This window comes from Streptococcus suis, assembly GCF_046032515.1.
GTDB classification, from domain to species: domain Bacteria; phylum Bacillota; class Bacilli; order Lactobacillales; family Streptococcaceae; genus Streptococcus; species Streptococcus suis_AL.
The window spans coordinates 55,715-75,905 of the sequence record NZ_JARQPJ010000010.1 but is presented as its reverse complement, the minus strand read 5'-3'; the positions used below and the strand labels follow the sequence as shown (position 1 = coordinate 75,905).

At 43.0% G+C, this 20,191-nt stretch carries 20 protein-coding genes; 1 reads left to right on the top strand and 19 read right to left on the bottom strand.

All coding sequences use genetic code 11. The features are described from left to right. Nucleotides 1-8: 8 nt before the first annotated feature. The 19 genes from rfbB to miaA form a co-directional block, all read right to left on the bottom strand. Nucleotides 9-1,055: a dTDP-glucose 4,6-dehydratase gene (gene rfbB / locus P7J49_RS06070; RefSeq protein ID WP_002937117.1), complete on the bottom strand. Its 1,047-nt coding sequence runs from the start codon at nucleotides 1,053-1,055 to the stop codon at nucleotides 9-11. A 188-nt stretch (nucleotides 1,056-1,243) separates the two neighbouring features. Continuing rightward, entirely contained in the window at nucleotides 1,244-1,729 is a 486-nt protein-coding gene (locus P7J49_RS06065; RefSeq protein WP_408569979.1) for a phosphoribosylanthranilate isomerase, read from the bottom strand. Further along, nucleotides 1,729-2,322: a dTDP-4-dehydrorhamnose 3,5-epimerase family protein gene (locus P7J49_RS06060; RefSeq protein ID WP_002937119.1), complete on the bottom strand. Its 594-nt coding sequence runs from the start codon at nucleotides 2,320-2,322 to the stop codon at nucleotides 1,729-1,731. Before P7J49_RS06060 ends, P7J49_RS06065 begins: the two co-directional genes overlap by 1 nt. Then, entirely contained in the window at nucleotides 2,322-3,191 is an 870-nt protein-coding gene (rfbA, locus tag P7J49_RS06055) for a glucose-1-phosphate thymidylyltransferase RfbA (RefSeq protein WP_408569976.1), read from the bottom strand. The genes P7J49_RS06060 and rfbA overlap by 1 nt, the downstream gene beginning before the upstream one ends. A 97-nt stretch (nucleotides 3,192-3,288) precedes the next feature. Continuing rightward, nucleotides 3,289-4,113, bottom strand: coding sequence for a ZIP family metal transporter (locus P7J49_RS06050; protein WP_408569974.1), 825 nt, complete (start codon nucleotides 4,111-4,113; stop codon nucleotides 3,289-3,291). A gap of 103 nt (nucleotides 4,114-4,216) precedes the next feature. Further along, nucleotides 4,217-5,011 (bottom strand): Nif3-like dinuclear metal center hexameric protein, encoded by a 795-nt coding sequence (locus tag P7J49_RS06045; protein WP_408569972.1) that lies wholly within the window; start codon nucleotides 5,009-5,011, stop codon nucleotides 4,217-4,219. After that, nucleotides 5,001-5,684 (bottom strand): tRNA (adenine(22)-N(1))-methyltransferase, encoded by a 684-nt coding sequence (locus P7J49_RS06040; protein ID WP_024386905.1) that lies wholly within the window; start codon nucleotides 5,682-5,684, stop codon nucleotides 5,001-5,003. The genes P7J49_RS06045 and P7J49_RS06040 overlap by 11 nt, the downstream gene beginning before the upstream one ends. Before the next feature lies 1 nt (nucleotide 5,685). Beyond that, entirely contained in the window at nucleotides 5,686-6,360 is a 675-nt protein-coding gene (locus P7J49_RS06035; RefSeq protein ID WP_408569970.1) for a DnaD domain-containing protein, read from the bottom strand. Nucleotides 6,361-6,369: 9 nt separating this feature from the next. Beyond that, nucleotides 6,370-7,311 (bottom strand): homoserine O-acetyltransferase MetA, encoded by a 942-nt coding sequence (gene metA / locus P7J49_RS06030; protein ID WP_002941370.1) that lies wholly within the window; start codon nucleotides 7,309-7,311, stop codon nucleotides 6,370-6,372. A gap of 103 nt (nucleotides 7,312-7,414) precedes the next feature. Then, complete coding sequence (locus P7J49_RS06025; protein WP_002937136.1) at nucleotides 7,415-7,927, bottom strand: adenine phosphoribosyltransferase; 513 nt, start codon at nucleotides 7,925-7,927, stop codon at nucleotides 7,415-7,417. 14 nt (nucleotides 7,928-7,941) lie between these two features. Further along, entirely contained in the window at nucleotides 7,942-9,111 is a 1,170-nt protein-coding gene (locus P7J49_RS06020; protein ID WP_408568573.1) for a DUF3114 domain-containing protein, read from the bottom strand. Next, nucleotides 9,090-11,303: a single-stranded-DNA-specific exonuclease RecJ gene (gene recJ, locus P7J49_RS06015; protein WP_408569967.1), complete on the bottom strand. Its 2,214-nt coding sequence runs from the start codon at nucleotides 11,301-11,303 to the stop codon at nucleotides 9,090-9,092. Before recJ ends, P7J49_RS06020 begins: the two co-directional genes overlap by 22 nt. A gap of 155 nt (nucleotides 11,304-11,458) precedes the next feature. After that, a complete protein-coding gene (cls, locus tag P7J49_RS06010; RefSeq protein WP_408569965.1) occupies nucleotides 11,459-13,006 on the bottom strand; it encodes a cardiolipin synthase in 1,548 nt (515 codons plus the stop codon). A 171-nt stretch (nucleotides 13,007-13,177) separates the two neighbouring features. After that, entirely contained in the window at nucleotides 13,178-15,334 is a 2,157-nt protein-coding gene (locus tag P7J49_RS06005) for a copper-translocating P-type ATPase (protein WP_274807021.1), read from the bottom strand. A gap of 143 nt (nucleotides 15,335-15,477) precedes the next feature. After that, entirely contained in the window at nucleotides 15,478-16,233 is a 756-nt protein-coding gene (locus P7J49_RS06000; protein ID WP_099833244.1) for an SDR family NAD(P)-dependent oxidoreductase, read from the bottom strand. Continuing rightward, complete coding sequence (rnz, locus tag P7J49_RS05995; RefSeq protein WP_318824061.1) at nucleotides 16,230-17,159, bottom strand: ribonuclease Z; 930 nt, start codon at nucleotides 17,157-17,159, stop codon at nucleotides 16,230-16,232. The genes P7J49_RS06000 and rnz overlap by 4 nt, the downstream gene beginning before the upstream one ends. A gap of 3 nt (nucleotides 17,160-17,162) precedes the next feature. Next, nucleotides 17,163-17,798 (bottom strand): cystathionine beta-lyase, encoded by a 636-nt coding sequence (locus P7J49_RS05990; protein ID WP_408569962.1) that lies wholly within the window; start codon nucleotides 17,796-17,798, stop codon nucleotides 17,163-17,165. Beyond that, nucleotides 17,782-19,032 carry a GTPase HflX gene (gene hflX / locus P7J49_RS05985; protein ID WP_408569961.1) on the bottom strand — a complete coding sequence of 417 codons (1,251 nt, stop codon included), beginning with the start codon at nucleotides 19,030-19,032 and terminating at the stop codon, nucleotides 17,782-17,784. Before hflX ends, P7J49_RS05990 begins: the two co-directional genes overlap by 17 nt. After that, nucleotides 19,025-19,909 (bottom strand): tRNA (adenosine(37)-N6)-dimethylallyltransferase MiaA, encoded by an 885-nt coding sequence (gene miaA / locus P7J49_RS05980; protein WP_408569959.1) that lies wholly within the window; start codon nucleotides 19,907-19,909, stop codon nucleotides 19,025-19,027. Before miaA ends, hflX begins: the two co-directional genes overlap by 8 nt. 68 nt (nucleotides 19,910-19,977) lie before the next feature. Here miaA and P7J49_RS05975 point away from each other — a divergent pair, with 68 nt between their 5' ends. Next, nucleotides 19,978-20,148: a DUF3042 family protein gene (locus tag P7J49_RS05975; RefSeq protein WP_012775205.1), complete on the top strand. Its 171-nt coding sequence runs from the start codon at nucleotides 19,978-19,980 to the stop codon at nucleotides 20,146-20,148. Nucleotides 20,149-20,191: the final 43 nt, after the last annotated feature.

Below are 20,191 nucleotides of genomic sequence, written 5' to 3'. Positions count from 1 at the left end.
TAATAGTCTTATTTAATAACTTCCTGTGTCTTAGCATAGTTGGCTTCAACTGCTTCTTTTTCAGCCTTCCACCAATCTTGGTTGTCTGTGTACCACTGGATCGTTTCTTCCAAACCTTGAGAGAAGTCTGTGAATTGTGGTGTCCATCCAAGCTCGTCACGAAGTTTGCTTGCGTCAATAGCATAGCGCAAATCGTGTCCTGCACGGTCAGTCACGTGGTCATAAGCATCTTTTGGTTGACCCATTTTTTCAAGAATCAATTCAAGCACTTCTTTGTTGTTCTTCTCACCGTCAGCACCGATTAGGTACGTTTCACCCATACGGCCTTTTGTCAAGATTGCCCAAACACCAGTCGAGTGGTCGTTGGTATGAATCCAGTCACGGACGTTTTTACCTTCACCGTACAGTTTTGGCTTGATACCTGCCAAGATGTTGGTGATTTGGCGTGGGATAAATTTCTCGATGTGTTGATATGGACCGTAGTTGTTTGAACAGTTTGAAATAGTTGCTTTGACACCAAATGAACGGACCCATGCTTTAACAATCAAGTCTGAAGCAGCCTTGGTTGATGAGTAAGGTGATGATGGGTTGTAGTTGGTTTCTGCAGTGAATTTCTCACCTGGACCCTCACCATGACCTGGCAAATCTTCACGCAAAGGAAGGTCGCCATATACTTCGTCAGTTGATACATGGTGGAAACGAATATCGTATTTACGAGCCGCTTCAAGAAGAGTGTAAGTACCGATAAAGTTGGTATGGATGAATGGGCTTGGATCGTTGAGAGAGTTGTCGTTGTGGCTTTCTGCCGCATAGTGAACGATTGCATCTGCCTTAGCAGCCAATTTGTCAACCAACTCAGCATCTGCAATGTCGCCAACAACCAGCTCAACACGGTCACCAAGAATAGCTTCCAAGTTAGCCTTGTTTCCTGCATAAGTAAGTTTATCCAAAACAGTTACGTGAACGTCTGGATGATTGTTATAAACATAGTGTACAAAGTTTGAACCGATGAAACCAGCTCCACCAGTTACGATGATATTTTTAAATTGAGACATTTTTTTCTCCGAAAAGTTTTTTCTTTTTTGTGTGTCATCTTAGGTAGTGGGGTCGTAAGCAACCACCAAGGTGTTTCATTACTAAACCATGAGCCTAAGGTCTCATGGTTTCCCCCGCTCCTTAGCAAGGCAAAGGAGCTTCTCACTACAGCGATGACACACAGAGCAGCTCGCTGCGCTCGCTTTCTCTACTTCAAGATTTCTTTCAAGTAAGCAATCTTGGCAAAGTCTTTTTGATTGTTATTTTCTGCTCGGTAGGAATCTTTTGAAGAGGCTTGGTAGATTTTCAGGTATTGCTCAAGTGTCGGTAGGTAATAACGAACACCTGCTGTTTCCAGCTCTTCCAGTTCGTCTAATTCCACACCTGCAAATTCAGGCAGTGAATGTAGGCCTCCGAATTCAACAGATAGGCCGTCTTTATGAAATTCATGTTCATGACGGTCAACAAGGACATAGCCTAGTTGGTTCATCATAGAAATCAAGGCGTCCACCTGATAAATCCGTTCATCGTCTGGGGCTTCCCAGCCACGTGGATTACTTGGAACATGAATATCTAAATCTCCTGCCTGCCAGTCCCTCCCTGTGCGCCTTTCCAAACCAACTGAGCCCATTAACAAGGGAGTGATTCCTAACTTGTTTAACTGCTCTGCTATTTCCAAAAAGGCTTGAAACATTAGAGGTCCTCTTTTCTCAAAGGCTTGACGTCTTTGAGGAGTGGGTGATTTTTATCTGCTTCTGAAACTTCTGCTTCTTCTAGGTTTTCCCACTGGATGTCAAGGCTCGGGTCAGCGTAGTTGACGAAGGCATACTTAGGCTTGAGTTCCAAAGCCCAGTAGTCATTAACCAAGTAGCTGTAAGCCACGAAATCTGACAAAACTTGGAAACCATTGGCAACGCCACGTGGGACAAAGATACCTTTTGAAGCATCAATAACGGTTTGGTAGGTATTACCGAAGGTTTCGCCTTCACGAAGATCGACCCAAGTTCCCAAAACCTTACCGCCGTCCGCTACGGAAATATACTTGTCCCAAGGCTCTGCGTGAAGACCACGAAGAACATTTTTGCGAGAGAAGGAAACATTATTTTGCAATTTTCCTTCTGCAAAGAAGCTTTCAGGGAAGCCGAGAGGCAACATTTTTTCCTTTTGGAAGTTCTCCTTAAACCAGCCACGGTTGTCGCCATGAACAGGAATGTCGAATTCTAACATTCCTGGAATAGCTTCAACTGGGCGAGCTGCTAGTGTTTTACCGAAAAAGTTTTCTGTCATTAGGCTTCTCCAATCAAACGGAGCAAGTATTGTCCGTATTCATTTTTCTTAAGTGGCTGTGCTAATTCGTGGACTTGTTCTTTTGTAATATAGCCCATGCGGTAGGCAATTTCTTCCAAGTTAGCCACTTGAACGTTTTGCAAACGTTGAACCGTTTCGATGTACTGTGCAGCTTCCAAGAGGCTTTCATGCGTACCTGTATCCAACCAAGCAAATCCACGGCCCATAAGCTCAACAGACAAGTCGCCGCGTTCTAAGTAAGCCTTGTTGACATCTGTGATTTCCAACTCGCCACGAGGTGAGGGCTTGATATTTTTCGCAATCTCCACAACATTATTGTCATAGAAATAAAGACCAGTAACTGCAAAGTTTGATTTTGGTACCTCTGGTTTTTCTTCGATAGAAACGGCATTCATGTCTGCGTCAAACTCAACAACACCAAAGCGTTCTGGGTCTTTTACTTGGTAACCAAAGACAGTCGCTCCCTTTTCTTTGCTGGCTGCACGTTGCAACATCTTGGTCAATCCATTGCCGTGATAGATGTTATCACCAAGGATCAAGGCTACATTGTCATCACCGATAAATTCTTCACCGATAATAAAGGCTTGCGCCAAACCATCTGGACTTGGTTGCTCTGCATAAGAAAGAGAAATTCCCAATTCAGAACCATCTCCCAGCATATCCTTAAAACGTGGAAGATCTTGCGGAGTTGAAATAATCAAGATTTCTTTAATCCCAGCCAACATCAATGTTGACAATGGATAATAGATCATTGGTTTATCGTAAATTGGCATCAACTGTTTTGAAGCTGCGCGCGTCAAAGGATACAAGCGTGTACCTGACCCACCAGCTAGAATAATACCTTTCATATAAGAGTACCTTCCCTAAATTAATATCAGTTCATTATACCATATTTTTAAAGATATTGTCATAAGAAAAAAGCCTGTGACGACAGACTTTAACAAATTATCCTAAGGCAACATCCAAAATCATCATGATGATAAAACCGGCCATTAAACCCAGAGTTGCAATATCCGTATTGCCATTTGTCTGCGACTCTGGAATGAGCTCTTCTACAACGACAAAAATCATGGCTCCTGCCGCAAAGGAAAGGGCATAAGGTAAAATAGGTGTCATAAAGGTGACCGCAAAAGCCCCTATGACTGCTGCAATCGGCTCGACAATTGCTGACATTGATCCCCAGTAAAAAGCTTTCCACCTAGATGCACCGTCTGTACGAATTGGAATAGCCAAGGCTGCTCCTTCAGGGATATTTTGCAAACCAATACCAATCGCAAGCCCTAAAGCACCAACAAAGGCAGCTGGACTATAATTAGAAGCCAAGGCACCAAATGTCACTCCGACCGCCAAACCTTCGGGAATATTATGGATGGTAATAGCCAAAAATAGCAGAGCTGTCTTAGACAGATTTTTCCTGTTCTTCTCGTCTCCACCTTCTGCTTGATCCTTGTCATGTCCCAAGTGTAAATGCGGTACCCCTGCATCGACCAAGCGCAAGAAAATGCCACCGACTGCAAAGCCGACTGCTGCTGGTATCCAAGCTAAATTGCCGTATGAACTTTCAGCATACTCAATCGAGGGTGCTAGCAAGGACCAGAAAGAGGCCGCAATCATAACACCTGCCGCAAAGCCTAACATGGTATCCAGCAACCGACGACTAACAGTTTTAAAGAAAAAGACGATAGCCGAACCTAAAATGGTACAAAACCATGTAAACAAGCCACCTAATAAAGCCTGTATGACAACAGACTGTTCCGTAAACCAAGCCATTTCACATCTCCTTTTTAACCGCGCATAGTATGATAATTAGGATACCCTAACTACCCTAAAAAATCAAGAGAAAGACAGAAAAAAGCCACAACTTTTGTGACTTTTATAGGTGTCGAAACGGATTGGTTGAAACAGTTGAAGGTAGAATGTCCACATCCCAGCCCTCTTCTGCTTTCCATGTTTCCAACAATTCAGCAATTTTCTTGATAAACAAGGCTTCGATATGATGGCCTGGATCAATAGCCAGCAAGCCTTGTGTCAACATATCCTGACCCGTATGGTAGTAAATATCGCCTGTAATGTAAACATCTGCCCCCTTGGCAAGAGCCTCATGGTAGTAGGAACCACCACTTCCGCCACAAATCGCCACACGGCTGACATATTGCTGAGCTTGATGCCCATAGGTCACCAGACGGACAGCATCTAGACCAAAGACCGCCTTGACTTTCAAAGCCAACTCCTCCAAGGTCTGCTCTGCTATTGTCCCCACACGACCAAGCCCCTGCCCCTCGGCAGTTTCAATCAAGTAGGTAGTATCTTGAATTTCTAATAGTTCACAGAACCAGTCGTTGAGACCACCCTCAACCACATCAATATCTGTATGACTAACATAGACTGCAATATCATGCTTAATCAAATCAAGATACATTTTAGTTTGCGGATTGTCAGCCACCAAATCCTTTATTGGTCGAAAAATCGGAGCATGCTTGACGATAATCAAATCCACCTTTTTATCAATCGCCTCTGCCACTGTTGTCTCACGAATATCCAGAGCCACCATGACACGTTGAATCTCTTTATTAAGGGTACCGATTTGCAGCCCTTTGACATCGCCTTCCATAGCCAAAGAAGGGGGACAAAAGGCTTGATAGCGCTCAATAACCTGACTAGCTAACATGGACTACCTCCTGAATTTGTTGGATCTTTTGGGAAATGGCAAAGCGGTCACCCTGGCGTTCAGATGGAACTTGTTCCAAAGCAAAACTTAATTTTTCAAGTTCTCTTCTCCACTTTTTGACGAAAACTGGTGAGGCCTCCTCTAGTAGATAGGGACCAAAACGGTGTTCAACTTCTGACAATCTCATCTGTCCTGATTCTGCAACGAGGACTTCATATAACTTGCCGTTTTCTTCCAGAATCTTTTCAGCAACCAATCTAAAACCATTTTTTTCCAACCATCGCCGCACATCATCTTCACGATTATTTGGCTGGAGTATCAGACGTTCAATGGTCGCAAGCTTTTCTTTTCCTGCTTCTAAGATTTCCGCAATCAAGCGTCCCCCCATACCTGCTATGGTCACGGCAGTCATCTGGTCAGACGTCTCAAATGCACCTAAGCCATTTGCCAAACGGACTAGGATTTTTTCTGTTTGTCCCGCCTGCTCTACATTCTGGAGCGCTGACTGATAGGGACCTTGAACGACTTCCCCCGCAATGGCAAAATCAATACGCCCCTGCTCTACCAAAAAAAGAGGGAGATAAGCATGGTCACTCCCTACATCAACTAGACGTGCCCCTTGTGGGACAAAACTTGCGACTGTTTCCAGCCTTTTAGATAATTTTGTTTCCATATCAATCTTTCCAGAGATTCATTGCATCAAGAAAGTCACTTGAAACAGTCACATTCTTAGGAGTCTGAATTTCTCTTTCTGCATTTTTCGCTTCTACCTGCGCAACTGTAGTAATTCCCTCACGACGCCAGTTTCGTAGAATAGCTTGGATGTATTTCCAATTTGTTTTGTTGTTAAAAACAGCTTCTTTCAAGGCTGCACGAACCAAATCAATCGAAGTTTTGTCATCCTCAATAGTCTTCTGCAAATCTTCGATTTCAAACGGCGATAAAAAGCGACCCAATTCACGTTCAAAATCGCCCACCAAGGTCTTCAAATCATTCTCTGGTTGCACAATCTCAACTGCCTGTTTTGGAGTTAACAGAACATCTAATTTTTCAAAAGCAGGAAGCGCATCGAATATCATTTCAATTTCACCAGCAATACTGATTGTCTTAAATTCTAAGAGTCCAGCATCCTGGAGATTTTCAATAGCTTGATTGACCTGGGCAACTGTTTTACCAGTAGCTTGAGCAATCTCACTAGGTGCTAATGATTCGATAGCTGAAGAATTTTGATATAAGAAAAACTGCCAAATCAAAAAATCATCTGCCGACGGAAAAAGCTCTTGATAGTGGAATAATATTGCTGCTGGCAGGACCAAATGTCCCTGACGAAATTGCTGTGAATAGTTCATACTTCCTCTTTAAAGACTAGCTGACTGGGCTGATTGTTCAAAGATATGCCAGTCGTATGGAGTTTCTTGATAGACAGCATAATTCACCCAGTTGGTAAAGAATTGTGCTGCTGGTAAATTCCAAGAGAGAGATGGTTTGCTTGTAGGGTCATCTTCTTTGAAATAATTTTCCGGTAAATGGGGATTTTTTCCAGCTATACAATCACGTTGGTATTCCTTAGCTAATGTATCCCTATCATACTCTAAATGTCCAAAACTATAAATTTCTCTTAAATCCTTGCTGGCTAAGATGGATAGGCCAACTTCTGGACCTTGTGATAAAATCGTCAACTCACTCAGATGGGCAATATCTGCCTCCCTTACTTCCGTATAGCGAGAGTGTGGTGAGCGAAATTCATCGTCAAATCCACGCATAAGAGGGCTAGTTGGATTAGTCACTTCTTGACAATATACGCCTGATAGTTTTCGAGACATACTGTGTTTGGGTACACCATAGCGTGCATACAAACCTGCCTGTGCACCCCAACAAATGTGCAATGTTGAATAAACATGTGTTTTTGACCAATCAAAAACTTGAGTAAGTTCTTGCCAGTAATCAACTTCCTCAAAAGGTAAGTTTTCAACTGGTGCTCCTGTCACGATGAGCCCATCAAAATAGCTATCCCTGACCTGCTCAAAAGTCTTATAAAACTGCTTCAAATGGTCCGAGTGTGTATTTTTGGACTCGTGACTAGCCATGTAGAGAAATTCAACCTCTAGCTGTAAAGGAGTGTTAGCCAAAAGACGGAGCAACTGAGTCTCCGTCACTATCTTCTGTGGCATGAGATTGAGAATAAGGATTTTGATAGGACGAATGTCCTGATGACTAGCTCGGTCACTATCCATCACAAAAATGTTCTCTTTTCTCAAAATTTCAACTGCTGGTAATGATTTTTCAATTTTAATTGGCATAAGCAACCTCCCAATTTTCTTATATTTATTATAAGACAGGTTGCCATGCAATTCAATTAGAATAAAAATAGGACCAGTTATAAGTTTTGGCTATAACCTTAGATTAATAGTGCATCAAAACCTTGTAGTCGTAATCACCTATTGCTTCGCGGCCTTTCAAATCATCTAGCTCAATCAAGAAGGCACAGCCAGCAACGATACCGCCAAGCTTTTCAATCATTTCGATCGTTGCTTTTACAGTACCACCAGTCGCCAACAAGTCATCGACAATCAAGACACGTTGTCCTGGTTTGATTGCGTCTGCATGCATCGTCAATGTATCGACACCATATTCTTTTTCATAATCAGCTGAGATAACCTCACGTGGTAACTTACCTGGCTTACGAACTGGTGCAAAACCGATTCCCAATTCAAAGGCAACTGGACATCCAACGATGAAACCACGCGCCTCTGGCCCAACAATCATATCGATTTGCTTATCTGTCGCATACTGAACGATTTCACGTACTGCATAGCTATAAGCATTTCCATCTGCCATCAAAGGGCTAATGTCACGGAATTCGATACCTTCTTTTGGATAGTTAGGAATTGTTGCGATGTAATCTTTTAAGTTCATTTGTCTCTCTCTTTTTAAAAATAATTTTTACTCTTCATTATACCATGAAATTGTTTTTTGGTACATTTCAGACCTATATCTTTAGCAAATCGTCTCCTCAAATTCGCCACACAAGCTGCCCTACTATGTCCACCATAGGAAAAGCTTCCTTGCTGATTAAAGTAAGACTGCTCCCAGCCAACCTCATTTCTTCCTTTTTGGTAGCGACGAAAGCGAGTAGGCGATAAATAGACTCCCATCTTTGAGCGTAGCAATTCTTTCCGAAAAACGGGATCCAGTCTGCCAACTGGAGCCATATCAAGTTGTCTATGGCGCTTATTATTAGCTCTGGCATAATTAAAGGAAGCCCCGTTTACCACGCCATTGACATGAGGTCGTTCTTCTAAAATCAAGGCAAATTGTCCATCTTGATTTAGGATAAATTCGCTGTGAAAATGAATCAAAATCTTCATATTGACTGGCAAGGTCTTCTGATTTTTCTTGCCGAACAGTTGTTTATTGTGCAGGCGGGCAGATTCTCGTAAGCGGTAAGACCATCGAGGTAGGCTACGTAAATAGGCTATCAGAGCTTGCCAATCTGTATTTCCTTTTCCAAACTGCTGACGTACCCAAAAAGCCTGCTGATAGGAAATAAGATAGCGCAGCTGATGGACCTGTCTGTTTAACGGCCGTTTAACTTCTAATTCCCGAACTGGAAAAGCCTTATCAACTAGCTTAGCAAAGTACCGCCAAAACGGATGGTGTGGAGGACAATTCACATCCATCTTCTGCAAAAGTTCAGGTAATATCCCGTGACTTAATTCCTCAGGAAAATCTAACATATTTATACTTTGCTCCAATAAGGCCGTCGCCTTCTCTTGGCTTAAAGAGCGACTGTCAACTCTTATCAACTGATAAAAGCTAGTTGAGGCAAAAATAGTAGCTTCTTTTATGAAATTTTGAACAAATGCTGGGATGTCTTCTTGTTTTAGAGGCAACAGTTGTTTCAGGAAAACCTTTTTGATAGCTCTTTCTGACCATCCTACTCGTCGTAATTCAATCAGTGCGTGCTTTATTTCAGTTATCTGTTCAAGATTTTTCAACAGGCTTTTCTGCCTGATAAACCAATGAGCGTAGAGAAGCGTTCCAATTACTCCAACAACAACCAGAGCTTCTACTGTCATCAAACGCGACCACATAGCCATTCATAAATTTCCTGAACGGTGCCAAGCGCCATCAACTCTTGTTGGATAACTGTTTCTTTCAATTCTTGATATATTTGACTTTCTGAAATCTCTCGCTTCTGTGCCCCTTTGTTGATCCGCATGACCCCATCCGTAATCGTGACAAATTCTAATTCTTGGAAAATCTGGATCATTTTAACCAAGAGACTGTCCTTAATTTTTAAGTAACCAGCTAAATCTTTCAGTTTATAGCGAACATCAAACTCATCAAATTGGTAAATAGTCTTATACAATTTAGCGAATTGTTCTCGGCTACCATAACCGTCTAGATAGTACGGTTTGGCAATTTCGTTTTTAAAATAAATGGCTTCAAATTCTCTTTCCTGAAAATAGCTACGCAGACTACTGAGGTCCTCAGGCAAGTTAGCCAAGACAATTGCTTTGTTATCTGCTACTGGATTTTCAATGTCCAAAATTGGGACTCCTGCAGGAATAGGATGTTGTTTTCCACGAATATTATAAAGTTGAACACCATTGACCCGAGCATCAACCAACATAAGCTGAAGACTGGTATTGCCATTCCATTGATTGACAGACAAGGTGACAGCTAGTTCTAAGCCCTTGGCCTGTGAAAATTCCAAGGCTAGATTGCCCTTACCAAAAGCAACGACATCAAATCCAGCAGCACCTTTAGTAATGCGTAGTTTCAAATGGGCATTATTCTGCCCCATAGTTCTTGCTGATTCCACCTGAAAGTCTCTGATGTAGAATACAGGCTTTTTATTATCCATGCCGTAAGGCGCAAGCTTATCGAAAGATTTTAGAGTATCTAGGGTTAATTCCTCTAAATCCAATTCTTCATCTAAGACCAGCGAAGACTTGCTGGATAAATCCAATTTATTTTCGATAATGTAGTCTGTCAAGGTTAGAGCAAGCTCTTCAAGTTTGTCAACTTCCAAGGTCATACCTGCTGCACCAGCATGACCACCAAAGGCGATAAATAGGTCCTGATGATCTTTAAGGGCCTTGAAAATGTCAACTGCTTCAACCGAACGAGCCGAACCCTTTGCCTTACCATCTTCAATAGACAAGACGATAACAGGTTGCTGCAATTCTTCTAGTAGGCGTCCTGCTACAATCCCTAAAACACCTGGGTTCCAACCTTCTTTAGCCAGAACTTGAACAGGTCTATCCTGACGGAGCATGGTTTTTGCTTCATCGTAAATTGCTTGGACGACGTCTTTGCGTTCTACATTTTTACTATCAATCATGAGAGCAATTTGATGGGCCTCTTCGTCATCAAAACCGGTCAGTAATTCGATGGCTGGATTAGGATCGTCGAGTCGACCAAGGGCATTCAACCTCGGAGCAAGTTGGAAACCAACTGTTTCTTCATCAATACTGTCTATGTCAATACCAGCTATCTTTATCAACTCTTGCAAACCTGCTCGCTCAGTCTGTTTGAGAAGCGAGAGACCATATTTGACCATGACACGATTCTCATCGGTCAAGCTGACCATATCAGCGATGGTACCAATTGCGACCAAATCCAGCAAGTCTGCATGAACCGTTTCAAGAAGGGCACAGGCCAATTTGAAAGCCACACCGCAACCTGCCAAATGTTTGAAGGGATAATTTCCCTCTGGATGCTCTGGATGTACAATCGCATAGGCATTGGGAAGGGTTTCCTGCATGGAATGGTGGTCTGTCACGACAACATCGACACCCATTTCCTGGGCATAGGCAATCGCTTCATGACCCGCTACGCCATTGTCCACCGTCACAATTAGAGAAATCCCCTGCTGCTCGATAAAATACTTGTAAACTGACTGATTCGGCCCATAGCCGTCTGTGAAACGGTTGGGAAGATAAACTTGGACTTCTGCCCCCATTTCCTCCAGAGTTTCTTTCAGAATAGATGCCGAGGTCATGCCGTCTGCGTCATAATCTCCATAAATCAAAATTTGTTCGTAATCTTCAATTGCTCGGCGAATCCGCTCTACCGCCTTGTCCATATCATGTAGTAAATAGGGATCGTGAAGGTCTTCTAAGCTTGGTTGTAAGAAAGTATGCAATTCTTCCGCCGAATGGATGCCACGTTCATACAGCAACTTAGCCGCTACCGGGTCCACTCCTTCTTTTTTAGCAATTTTGATAAATTGTTCATCAGAAAAACCGGTCAATAATTGCCAGTCATAATTGGGTTTTATCACGTTTTTTACTCCTTAATACTCAAAATCACAAGTAACCTGTAACTTTTCCGAGTATAAACTATCTTTCTATTATATCATTTTCCAAGAAAAATGGAGCAAGGTAAGACCGAAACAGAATGTCGATCCCTTGCTCCATGAAGAACTAATAGTGCAATTTATAATAACGGTGAAATAATTCGCAGTAGGGCTCCTCCCAAACGCTTATACCAAGAGTACGTTTTATGGAAGGTCAGAAGGTTAATTTGCTGTGATTTTTTGAAGGAATGAGTAAAGTCATCCTTAATAGCTGCCAAAACTGCCGAGTGATTGTAAATATAGAGACCGCACTCAAAATTAAGATAAAAAGAGCGAAAATCCATATTCACCGTACCAACAGTAGCTTTCTTATCATCGACCAAAACAACTTTGGAATGGACAAACCCAGGCTGGAATTCAAAGATTTCAATTCCTGCTTCCAAGTAAGTCGGAAAATCAGTACGAGCAGCCAAATAGGCTGATTTTTTATCGTAGATATGCGGGAGCAGAATACGAACCTCGACTCCACGCTTCGCAGCATAAGTCAAATTATCAATCATTTCATCATCCAACACTAAGTAGGGTGTCATGATATAAATATAATCCGTTGCCGACTGAATCATGTCTAGGCAGACTCGTTTGGCTACCTCATCTCCATCAAATGGATTCTCGCCATACGGAAGGAAGAAACCTTCAGCATCAACGGTTTCCGTCTCTAAATCTTTATGCGTTTTGAGGTATTTTAGGTCATTTGTCTCTGTCTTTTCATTGTAATTCCACATTTGAAGGAACATCAACGTAAAGTTTGCAACAGCTTCTCCCCTAATCATAATCGCTGCGTCTTTCCAGTAACCAAAACGCACTTTCTTGTTGATGTATTCATCTGCGATATTAATGCCACCAGTAAAGGCAACCTTTCCATCAATAATCGCAATTTTTCTATGGTCACGGTTATTTTGCACCGTAGATAAGGCTGGGATAATTTGAGAAAATACTTTGGCTTTTATCCCATATTTTCTCAAGGTTTTATAGTAATTATAGGGAAGATTGGTCAGTGAATTCATCCCATCATACATAAAACGAACTTCCACCCCTTGCGCTGCCTTTTCCTTCAAAATGTCAAGGATAGAATCCCACATATATCCCATATCGACAATAAAGTACTCCATAAAAATATACTGCTCTGCCTTTTTCAATTCTTCTAGTAGAGCTTCAAATTTTTCCTGACCTGTTGAAAAATAGACGGCATCCGTATTGGTATGAATTGGGTAGCCAACGTACTCACTCATGAAGTGAGCTAATTTCAGTTGCTCCTTATCTTCCTGCTCCAATGCCTTCATGACCTTTTCAGACGTCTTACTATACTCCCGAAGTCTTTGTGCTTGCTTATGAAAATTTTTACGATAACGTTTGGTTTCAATGTTGGACTGCAAAATAAAATAGAATAGAGCACCAAAAATCGGAATACCAATGACAAAAATAATCCAGGTTAACTTAAAACTGGTATTCATCGGTCTATTGATGATTGAAATAGCTACAAAAATTGAAAAAATTTGCAAAACAATCAATAGAGCAGGCATATAGGTAGCTGCCGAACCTACCAACCATAGAATAAGGAAAATGGTTAGAACGATCAAACTAATGACGATAAAGGTCCGACTGTATATAATTTTCCAAAGTTTTTCCATACATCTCTCCCTTATTTTTTTACCATTATAACAGATTATAGTCAAATATCCTACTAATTATCGCAGTAGATTTCTCGCAGTTCTTACTTGAAAACAGCACCCCTATCTCCTACATCATAAAACACCGACATAGACCGGTGTTTTACTTATATATATTATCTGTCAAAATTTCTACGGTTTACCGTAACGTAAACCCATAGCATTGATAGCGACAATAACCGTCGATAGACTCATGAGCACGGCCGCCAATAAAGGATCCACCATAATGCCCATGCTTGGATAAAGGATTCCAGCAGCTAAAGGAATGGCAATGATGTTGTATCCTGCCCCAAACCAGAGATTTTGCCTCATTTTGCGGATGGTTGTCTTGGCAATGCTCAACATATCCAAGACTGCTGATGGATTGGATTGAACCAAGACCACGTCTGCAGAGTGGATGGCAACAGAAGTTCCTGCGCCAATGGCAAAGCCTAAATCTGCCGTCGCTAGAGCAGGCGAATCATTGACCCCATCGCCGATGAAAAGAACTGCCCCACGCGCCTGATAGTCCTTGACCAGTTTTGCCTTATCCTCTGGTTTAAGTTCAGCTCGGTAATCCTCTATGCCCAACTGAATGGCTACTTTTTGTGCGGTAGCTGGATTGTCACCCGTTAACATCACAGGACTAATCCCCTGCGCTTTCAAGCCTGCTACAAAATCTTTAGCATCTTCTCTTATCTGGTCGCCCAAGGCTACAAATCCCAAGACCACACGATCAGCCACCAAAAAACTCAAAGTAAGTCCCAAATCAAGATAGGGAGCAATCACGTCCTGATCCACTGACAAACCTATTTCCTGCAGACCTTTGTAGGACATAATTTCATAAATCCTTCCATCCAAGACGCCTCGAATCCCACTACCAGGGATATTCTCAACCCGTTCTGCTTCATAGAAAAGTGGACCTGCCGCCTCCACAATCGAAAGGGCAATTGGGTGGGTTGAAAGAACTTCTAATGCTGCCATTTTGGCCAGCGCATCCGCTCCCTCAACCAAATCTTGGCTGTGGCGAACTCGAAATTTTCCGTCGGTCAAGGTTCCGGTCTTATCCATCAAGGCAAACCGAATCTGGTTAACCTGTTCAAGAGCTGTTCGGTTCTGAACCAAAAGACCATTTTTTGAAGAAATCGTGGTCAAACGCGCCACAACAAGAGGGATGGCTAAACCAAGGGCATGCGGACAGGCAATGACAAAAACAGAAACTGCCATCATCAAGGCAAAGGCAAGATTAGCCGTCATGGTCCAATAAATAAAGGCCAAAATCCCCACAATTAAAGCTGCATAGAAGAGCCAAGAGGCTACGCGGTCAGCCATATTTTCAAGCTTGGATTTCTGGTTTTGCGCTTGACGGACCATTTCGGTCACCTCCGCCAAAAAGCTGTCCTTACCAAGACTGGTCACTTCCATTTCAAAGGGCGTGTTTTGATTGAGCGAACCACCGAATACCCTATCTCCTGCCTCTTTTTTGACAGCTCGAGATTCCCCAGTAATCATGGATTCATCAATATGAGCAACACTCAAAATCTTACCGTCAGCCGGAATTTTTTCATTTTCCTTGACTAAGAGGAAATCCCCAATCTGCAAGTCCTCTACCGCAACATCTGTCCCATCCTTGAGATGGGCTTTTTTCGGAATGAGAGAGGCCAAGTCTTTCAGGGCATCCCCTGCTCCCATAACCGCCTTCATTTCAATAATGTGCCCAATCAGCATAATGACAATCAGCGTAGACAACTCAAACCAAAAGTTCATGCTTTCTTGTCCCAATAGCGCTAAAATTGTTGCATAAACGGAGTAAAGATAGGAAACAATAATCCCCATGGAAATCAGGGTCATCATTGCCGGTTTTTTAGCTTGCAACTCCCCTCTAGCTCCGTTAAAGAAAGGTGTTCCTGAGTAGAAGAAGATAATAGAACCTAATATCAGCTGGACAAGTTCAACACCCGGAAAACGTAAAAGAGTGAAACCTGCAATTGGAGAAATGGCAAGTAGGGGAATCATGACTGCCACTGCGACTTTGAGTTTTGTATTCATATCCCCCATGTGCATCATGTGCCCACCATGCTCCATCATGTCATGGTCATGCCCTTGGTGATGCTGATGAGCATCATGAGTATGATGAGAATGATGACTGACGTCAGAGCCCCCTACATGATGATGGTCAGAATGATGATTGGCGTGAACCCCCTCTTCATGAGGATGCTCCTGCTGATGAGAATGATGGCTGGTCTGACCAACTTCCTCAGAATGCATCATATGTTGGTGTTCCTGCTTATTTTCTTTTGAATGGTTCATAAGATAACTCCTATTTCTGTCTACATTTGTAATCGATTTACAATTATAGTTTACACTTGTAGTCAAAAAATGTCAACCGATTAGATCAAAAAAACCTAGAATGGCATTAATCCATCTAGGTCATATTATGTGTTCACTTTTCTTTATTTCAAATTAAAAACAGTACTTGCCAAATAATCAGCCAGCCTCGGAAAAAGAGTATAGAGCTTATGAGCTACAGCTAAGGTCCAGGGCAGGTTGATTTCTCTCTTCCTTGATCCCATAGCCGAAACAATCTTCTTGGCAACATAGTCTGGTTGCAGCAAGAAAGCCTTGACGCTCTCTTGATAGCTTCCATCCGGGTCAGCCTGATCGAAAAAGCTGGTTGCGATTGGACCTGGGTTAACGGTAGTAACTGTCACACCATACTGAGCTAATTCCAAGCGAATGGTATTGGAAAAACCCATAGCCGCAAACTTGGTCGCCGAATAAACCGAGGACTTAGCTGAAGCAATCAAGCCTGACATGGAAATGATATTGATAATCTGCCCGCTCCGTCTGGCCTTCATTCGTTTACCTACTAAACGGCACATGGTCATCAGAGCAAAAGTATTGATGTCAAACATAGCTTGCACCTGCTGGCTGGAAAAATTCTCAAAATCATCATAAATGGCATAGCCAGCATTATTGACTAGAATATCAATCTGACCAAACTGACTATCCAGTTCATCGAAAAATGCCGTCAGAGCTATTTCATCTCGGATGTCTACATCAAAGACAGCCTTTTTTTCATGGTAAGCATAGAGCTGCTCAATTTTTGCCACATCACGACCTAGTAAAATCAAGAAATCATCTTTCAGCAATGGCACCATTTCCTGTACCAAGCCACCAGAGGCACCTGTGATTAGAATGGTTCTCATAGCTCGATTTCCTCCAAGTCCTTGACAATATGAACCTGCTCGAAAATAGTACTTGCATCTTTCCGTAGCTGACTAATATCTTTGGACAAAAAGCGTGGACTGATATGATTGAGTAAGAGCTGCTTGACACCAGCATCCTTGGCAACCTGAGCAGCTTCCATGTTAGTCGAATGCCCGTGCTTGCGAGCAATCTTCTCATCGCCTTTTCCGTAAGTCGCCTCATGCACCAGCACATCAGCATTGACAGCCAGACGCACACTGGCATGACACTTGCGCGTATCACCAAGAATGGTCACTACCTTACCAGGCCGAGGAGGAGAAATATAGTCACTCGCGATAATTTCAGTCCCATCTTCTAGCGTCACGTTTTGACCATTTTTGATTTTTCCAAAGAGGGGACCAAATGGTACACCTGCCGCACGCAGAGCCTCTGCATCCAATGTCCCTTCCAAATCTTTTTGGATGACACGATAGCCGACACAAGGAATGGTATGGTCCAGTTTTTCAGCGAATACCGTGAATTTATCTGTTTCTAAGACCTGACCGACCGTCTCCACATCAAACTCATGAAAATGAATGCGATAAGGTAGGCGTGTCCCTGATACTTTCAGACTGGACAAAACAAAGGAACGAATGCCCACAGGACCGTAAATATCAATATCCGTCTGCTCCTCACTAGACTGGAAAGAACGGCTAGACAAAAAACCTGGCAGTCCAAAAATATGGTCGCCGTGCAGGTGAGTGATAAAGATTTTTGCGACCTTTCGTGGACGAATAGTCGTTTCCAAAATTTGATTTTGAGTTCCTTCGCCACAATCAAAAAGCCAAACTTGATTGATTTCATCCAAGAGTTTTAAGGCCAAACTGGATACATTTCGAGCCTTGGAGGGCTGTCCAGCCCCCGTACCTAAAAATTGAATTTGCATTGTTTACTTTCTATTTTCTATAAATATTATCGCTGAGCGACCCGACCAGGCAAAAAATGACTGACCAGAAAAAACTTCCGCTACTTCCAGCACTTCTTCCTGATTAAAGCCTGAAATCTTGACCAAACCTTCTGTCTTTTCCACCTGTGTCAAGAGGTAGTCTGTTTCAACTTCCTCTAACTCGGCATCCTTAAAGGGATTGACTTTCATAAAAATCTTGCCCTCCTCCACAAAGACGACATAGTGGGGAAAGACTTGGGCGATTTCAAAGACTAGGCTATCTGTCACTTCCTTCTCTTGCTCCGAAAAAACCTGGGCCAGACCGTCCGCCGACACATAGGCAAATCCGAAAGACTTACCTGATAAGTTGAGGCGGACAAAGGGTTTGCTTTCAGCAAAGCTGGGTTCTTTTGGAAAAAGGCAGAACTGCTGAGAAAGTGTAAGATAGTAGTCCGTCGCCTCTTCTGCTCCTTGTTTCTGGTAGATTTCCGCAAAATAGGCATTGATAACCGAGGGCGGTGGCGTGATAAAATCTAGTTTTTGTTGGTCAGTCAAATCAGCTAATTTCTTAGCCAGATAGACCTTGTCCAGACTGGTAAAGCCACCGTATTTGATTGCCAAATCAAGATAATCCGTCATAAAATTCTTCCAACTTCCATTTATTGCTGGAAGCGATATAGCCTGATACCACTTCCACATCCTCTTCATAGGTCCGATTTTCTATTAGGGCTAGAGTAGCTAAATCATGCAATTTATAAGATTCAGCAAGTGGTACCCTGACCTCAAATCGTTCAAACATGGTCTTAATCTTGGCCAAGACCATCATCTGAATATGGCCTTTGGCATTTTCAGCCTTAGCGGACAGCATGACATGAGGAAACTGACTTGGGGTAAAGCTGTCGTCCGTCTTGTCCAACTTGTTGTAGAGAGCTAGACGTGGAATGTCCAGCATATCCAGGTCTTTTAGAATATCCAAGACTACCTGCTCCTGCTCACTGTGATTGGGGTCAGAGGCGTCGATGACATGGAGCAAGAGGTCCACATTCATAGACTCCTCCAAGGTGGACTTGAAGGCAGAAATCAGCTCGGTCGGTAGGTCCTGAATGAAACCAACCGTATCGGTCAGGGTCACGTTGAACTTGTCGGCCAAGTTAATCTGCTTGGTCGTGGCATCAAGTGTCGCAAAAAGTTCGTCCGCCTCGTACTGTCGCTTATCCGTCATGGCATTCATAATAGTGGACTTGCCAGCATTGGTATAACCAATCAAGCCGATTTTGAACACGCCTGATTGCAGACGACGTTCACGGACAGTTGCCCGGTTCTTCTCCACCGTTTTGAGTTGGCGTTCAATGTCGTGAATCTGATTACGAATGCTTCGACGGTTGAGCTCCAACTGGCTTTCACCTGGTCCACGAGAGCCGATACCACCTGCCTGACGACTGAGCATGATACCTTGTCCAACCAAGCGTGGCAACATGTACTTGAGCTGGGCCAAGTGGACTTGTAGTTTTCCCTCGTAGCTCCGTGCCCGCATGGCAAAGATATCCAAAATCAACTGCATGCGATCGATGACCTTAACCCCCAGAATCTCCTCCAAATTGACATTCTGACGGGGTGTCAGTCTGTTATTGACAATAACGGTATCAATCACATCAGCTTCGACCATCTGGGCAATTTCTTCTAGTTTTCCTGAGCCAACAAAGGTTTTGCTGTCGTATTTTTCACGTTTTTGAGTGTAGACTCCCTTGACCAGAGCGCCAGCCGTCTTGGCCAGGCTTGCCAACTCTTCCATGGACATGTCAAAATTATCTGTCTGCGGTAATTCCACTCCAACCAGGAGGGCGCGTTCTTGTTCTTTCTGCGTTTCAATCATTTAAAAATTCCTCCACGGCGGTGAAAATCTGCGACTTGTAATCTGGCTCGCCTACTGAATAAAAGGGAACTTGCATCCGATTTCTAAACCAAGTCAATTGGCGTTTGGCAAAGCGGCGGCTATTTTGCTTGACCTTATCAACTGCTTCTTCTAGCGAAAGATCACCTGCAAAATAAGGGAAAAATTCCTTGTAGCCAATTCCCATAGCGGCTTGGGCTTGAGGGTGTTCTTGGTAGAGCCAACTAACTTCATCTAATAAGCCCGCCGCCATCATCTTATCCACTCGCTGATTGATGCGGTCGTAAAGAACCTGTCTGTCATCCGTCAGGCAGATGTAAAGAGGCACATATTCTGACTCTGTATTTTCCAAATTTTTGCCAAATTTTTTCAACTCCAACCCACGAATGATTCTCCGTCGACTGTTTCCCTCGACCATCAAACCTGTCTGCTCTGCCATTGTTTCCAAATCCTCGTCAGACAAGCAGTCGAGTTCCGCCCGATAAGCAAGAACTTGCTCCTGGTCAACCAGCCCGCCCAGATGGTAGCCTTCAAGCAGGCTCTGAATGTAAAGCCCCGTACCTCCAACGATAAGGGGCAACTTGCCACGACTAGTAATGTCTGCAATTAAGGCCTTGGCTTCTGCTACAAATTCATAAGCCGAATAGCCCTCGGTCACATCTCGGACATCAATCAAGTGATGAACCGCAGCAGCCTGCTCTTCAGGACTAGCTTTTGCCGTACCAATATCCAGTTTGCGATAGACTTGCTGGCTATCACCGCTGATAATCTCTCCCTTGTAGCGCTGGGCCAAGTCTATTCCTAAAGCAGTTTTTCCTACCGCAGTTGGTCCAATGACCACAATAACTTTAGTTTTCATCTTTTTCCTTGAAAATATTTTGTTTTTTCGCTAAAATCTATTATAACACAAGTAAAGGAGAAATAACTATGGCTAAAGGTTTTGGTAAAGGTTTCTTAACAGGTGTTCTTTCTACAGTTGCTCTTGCGGCAGGTGCAGTCTTCACCGTTCACAAAACAATCATTGAACCAGAAGAAAAGAAAGAAGCCTTCATTGAGGAAAATCGTAAAAAAGCTGCTCGTAAACGCGTGGCACACTAAAAAGCTGGCAGGAGTCCAGCTTTTTTGTTTGACCAAAAATCCC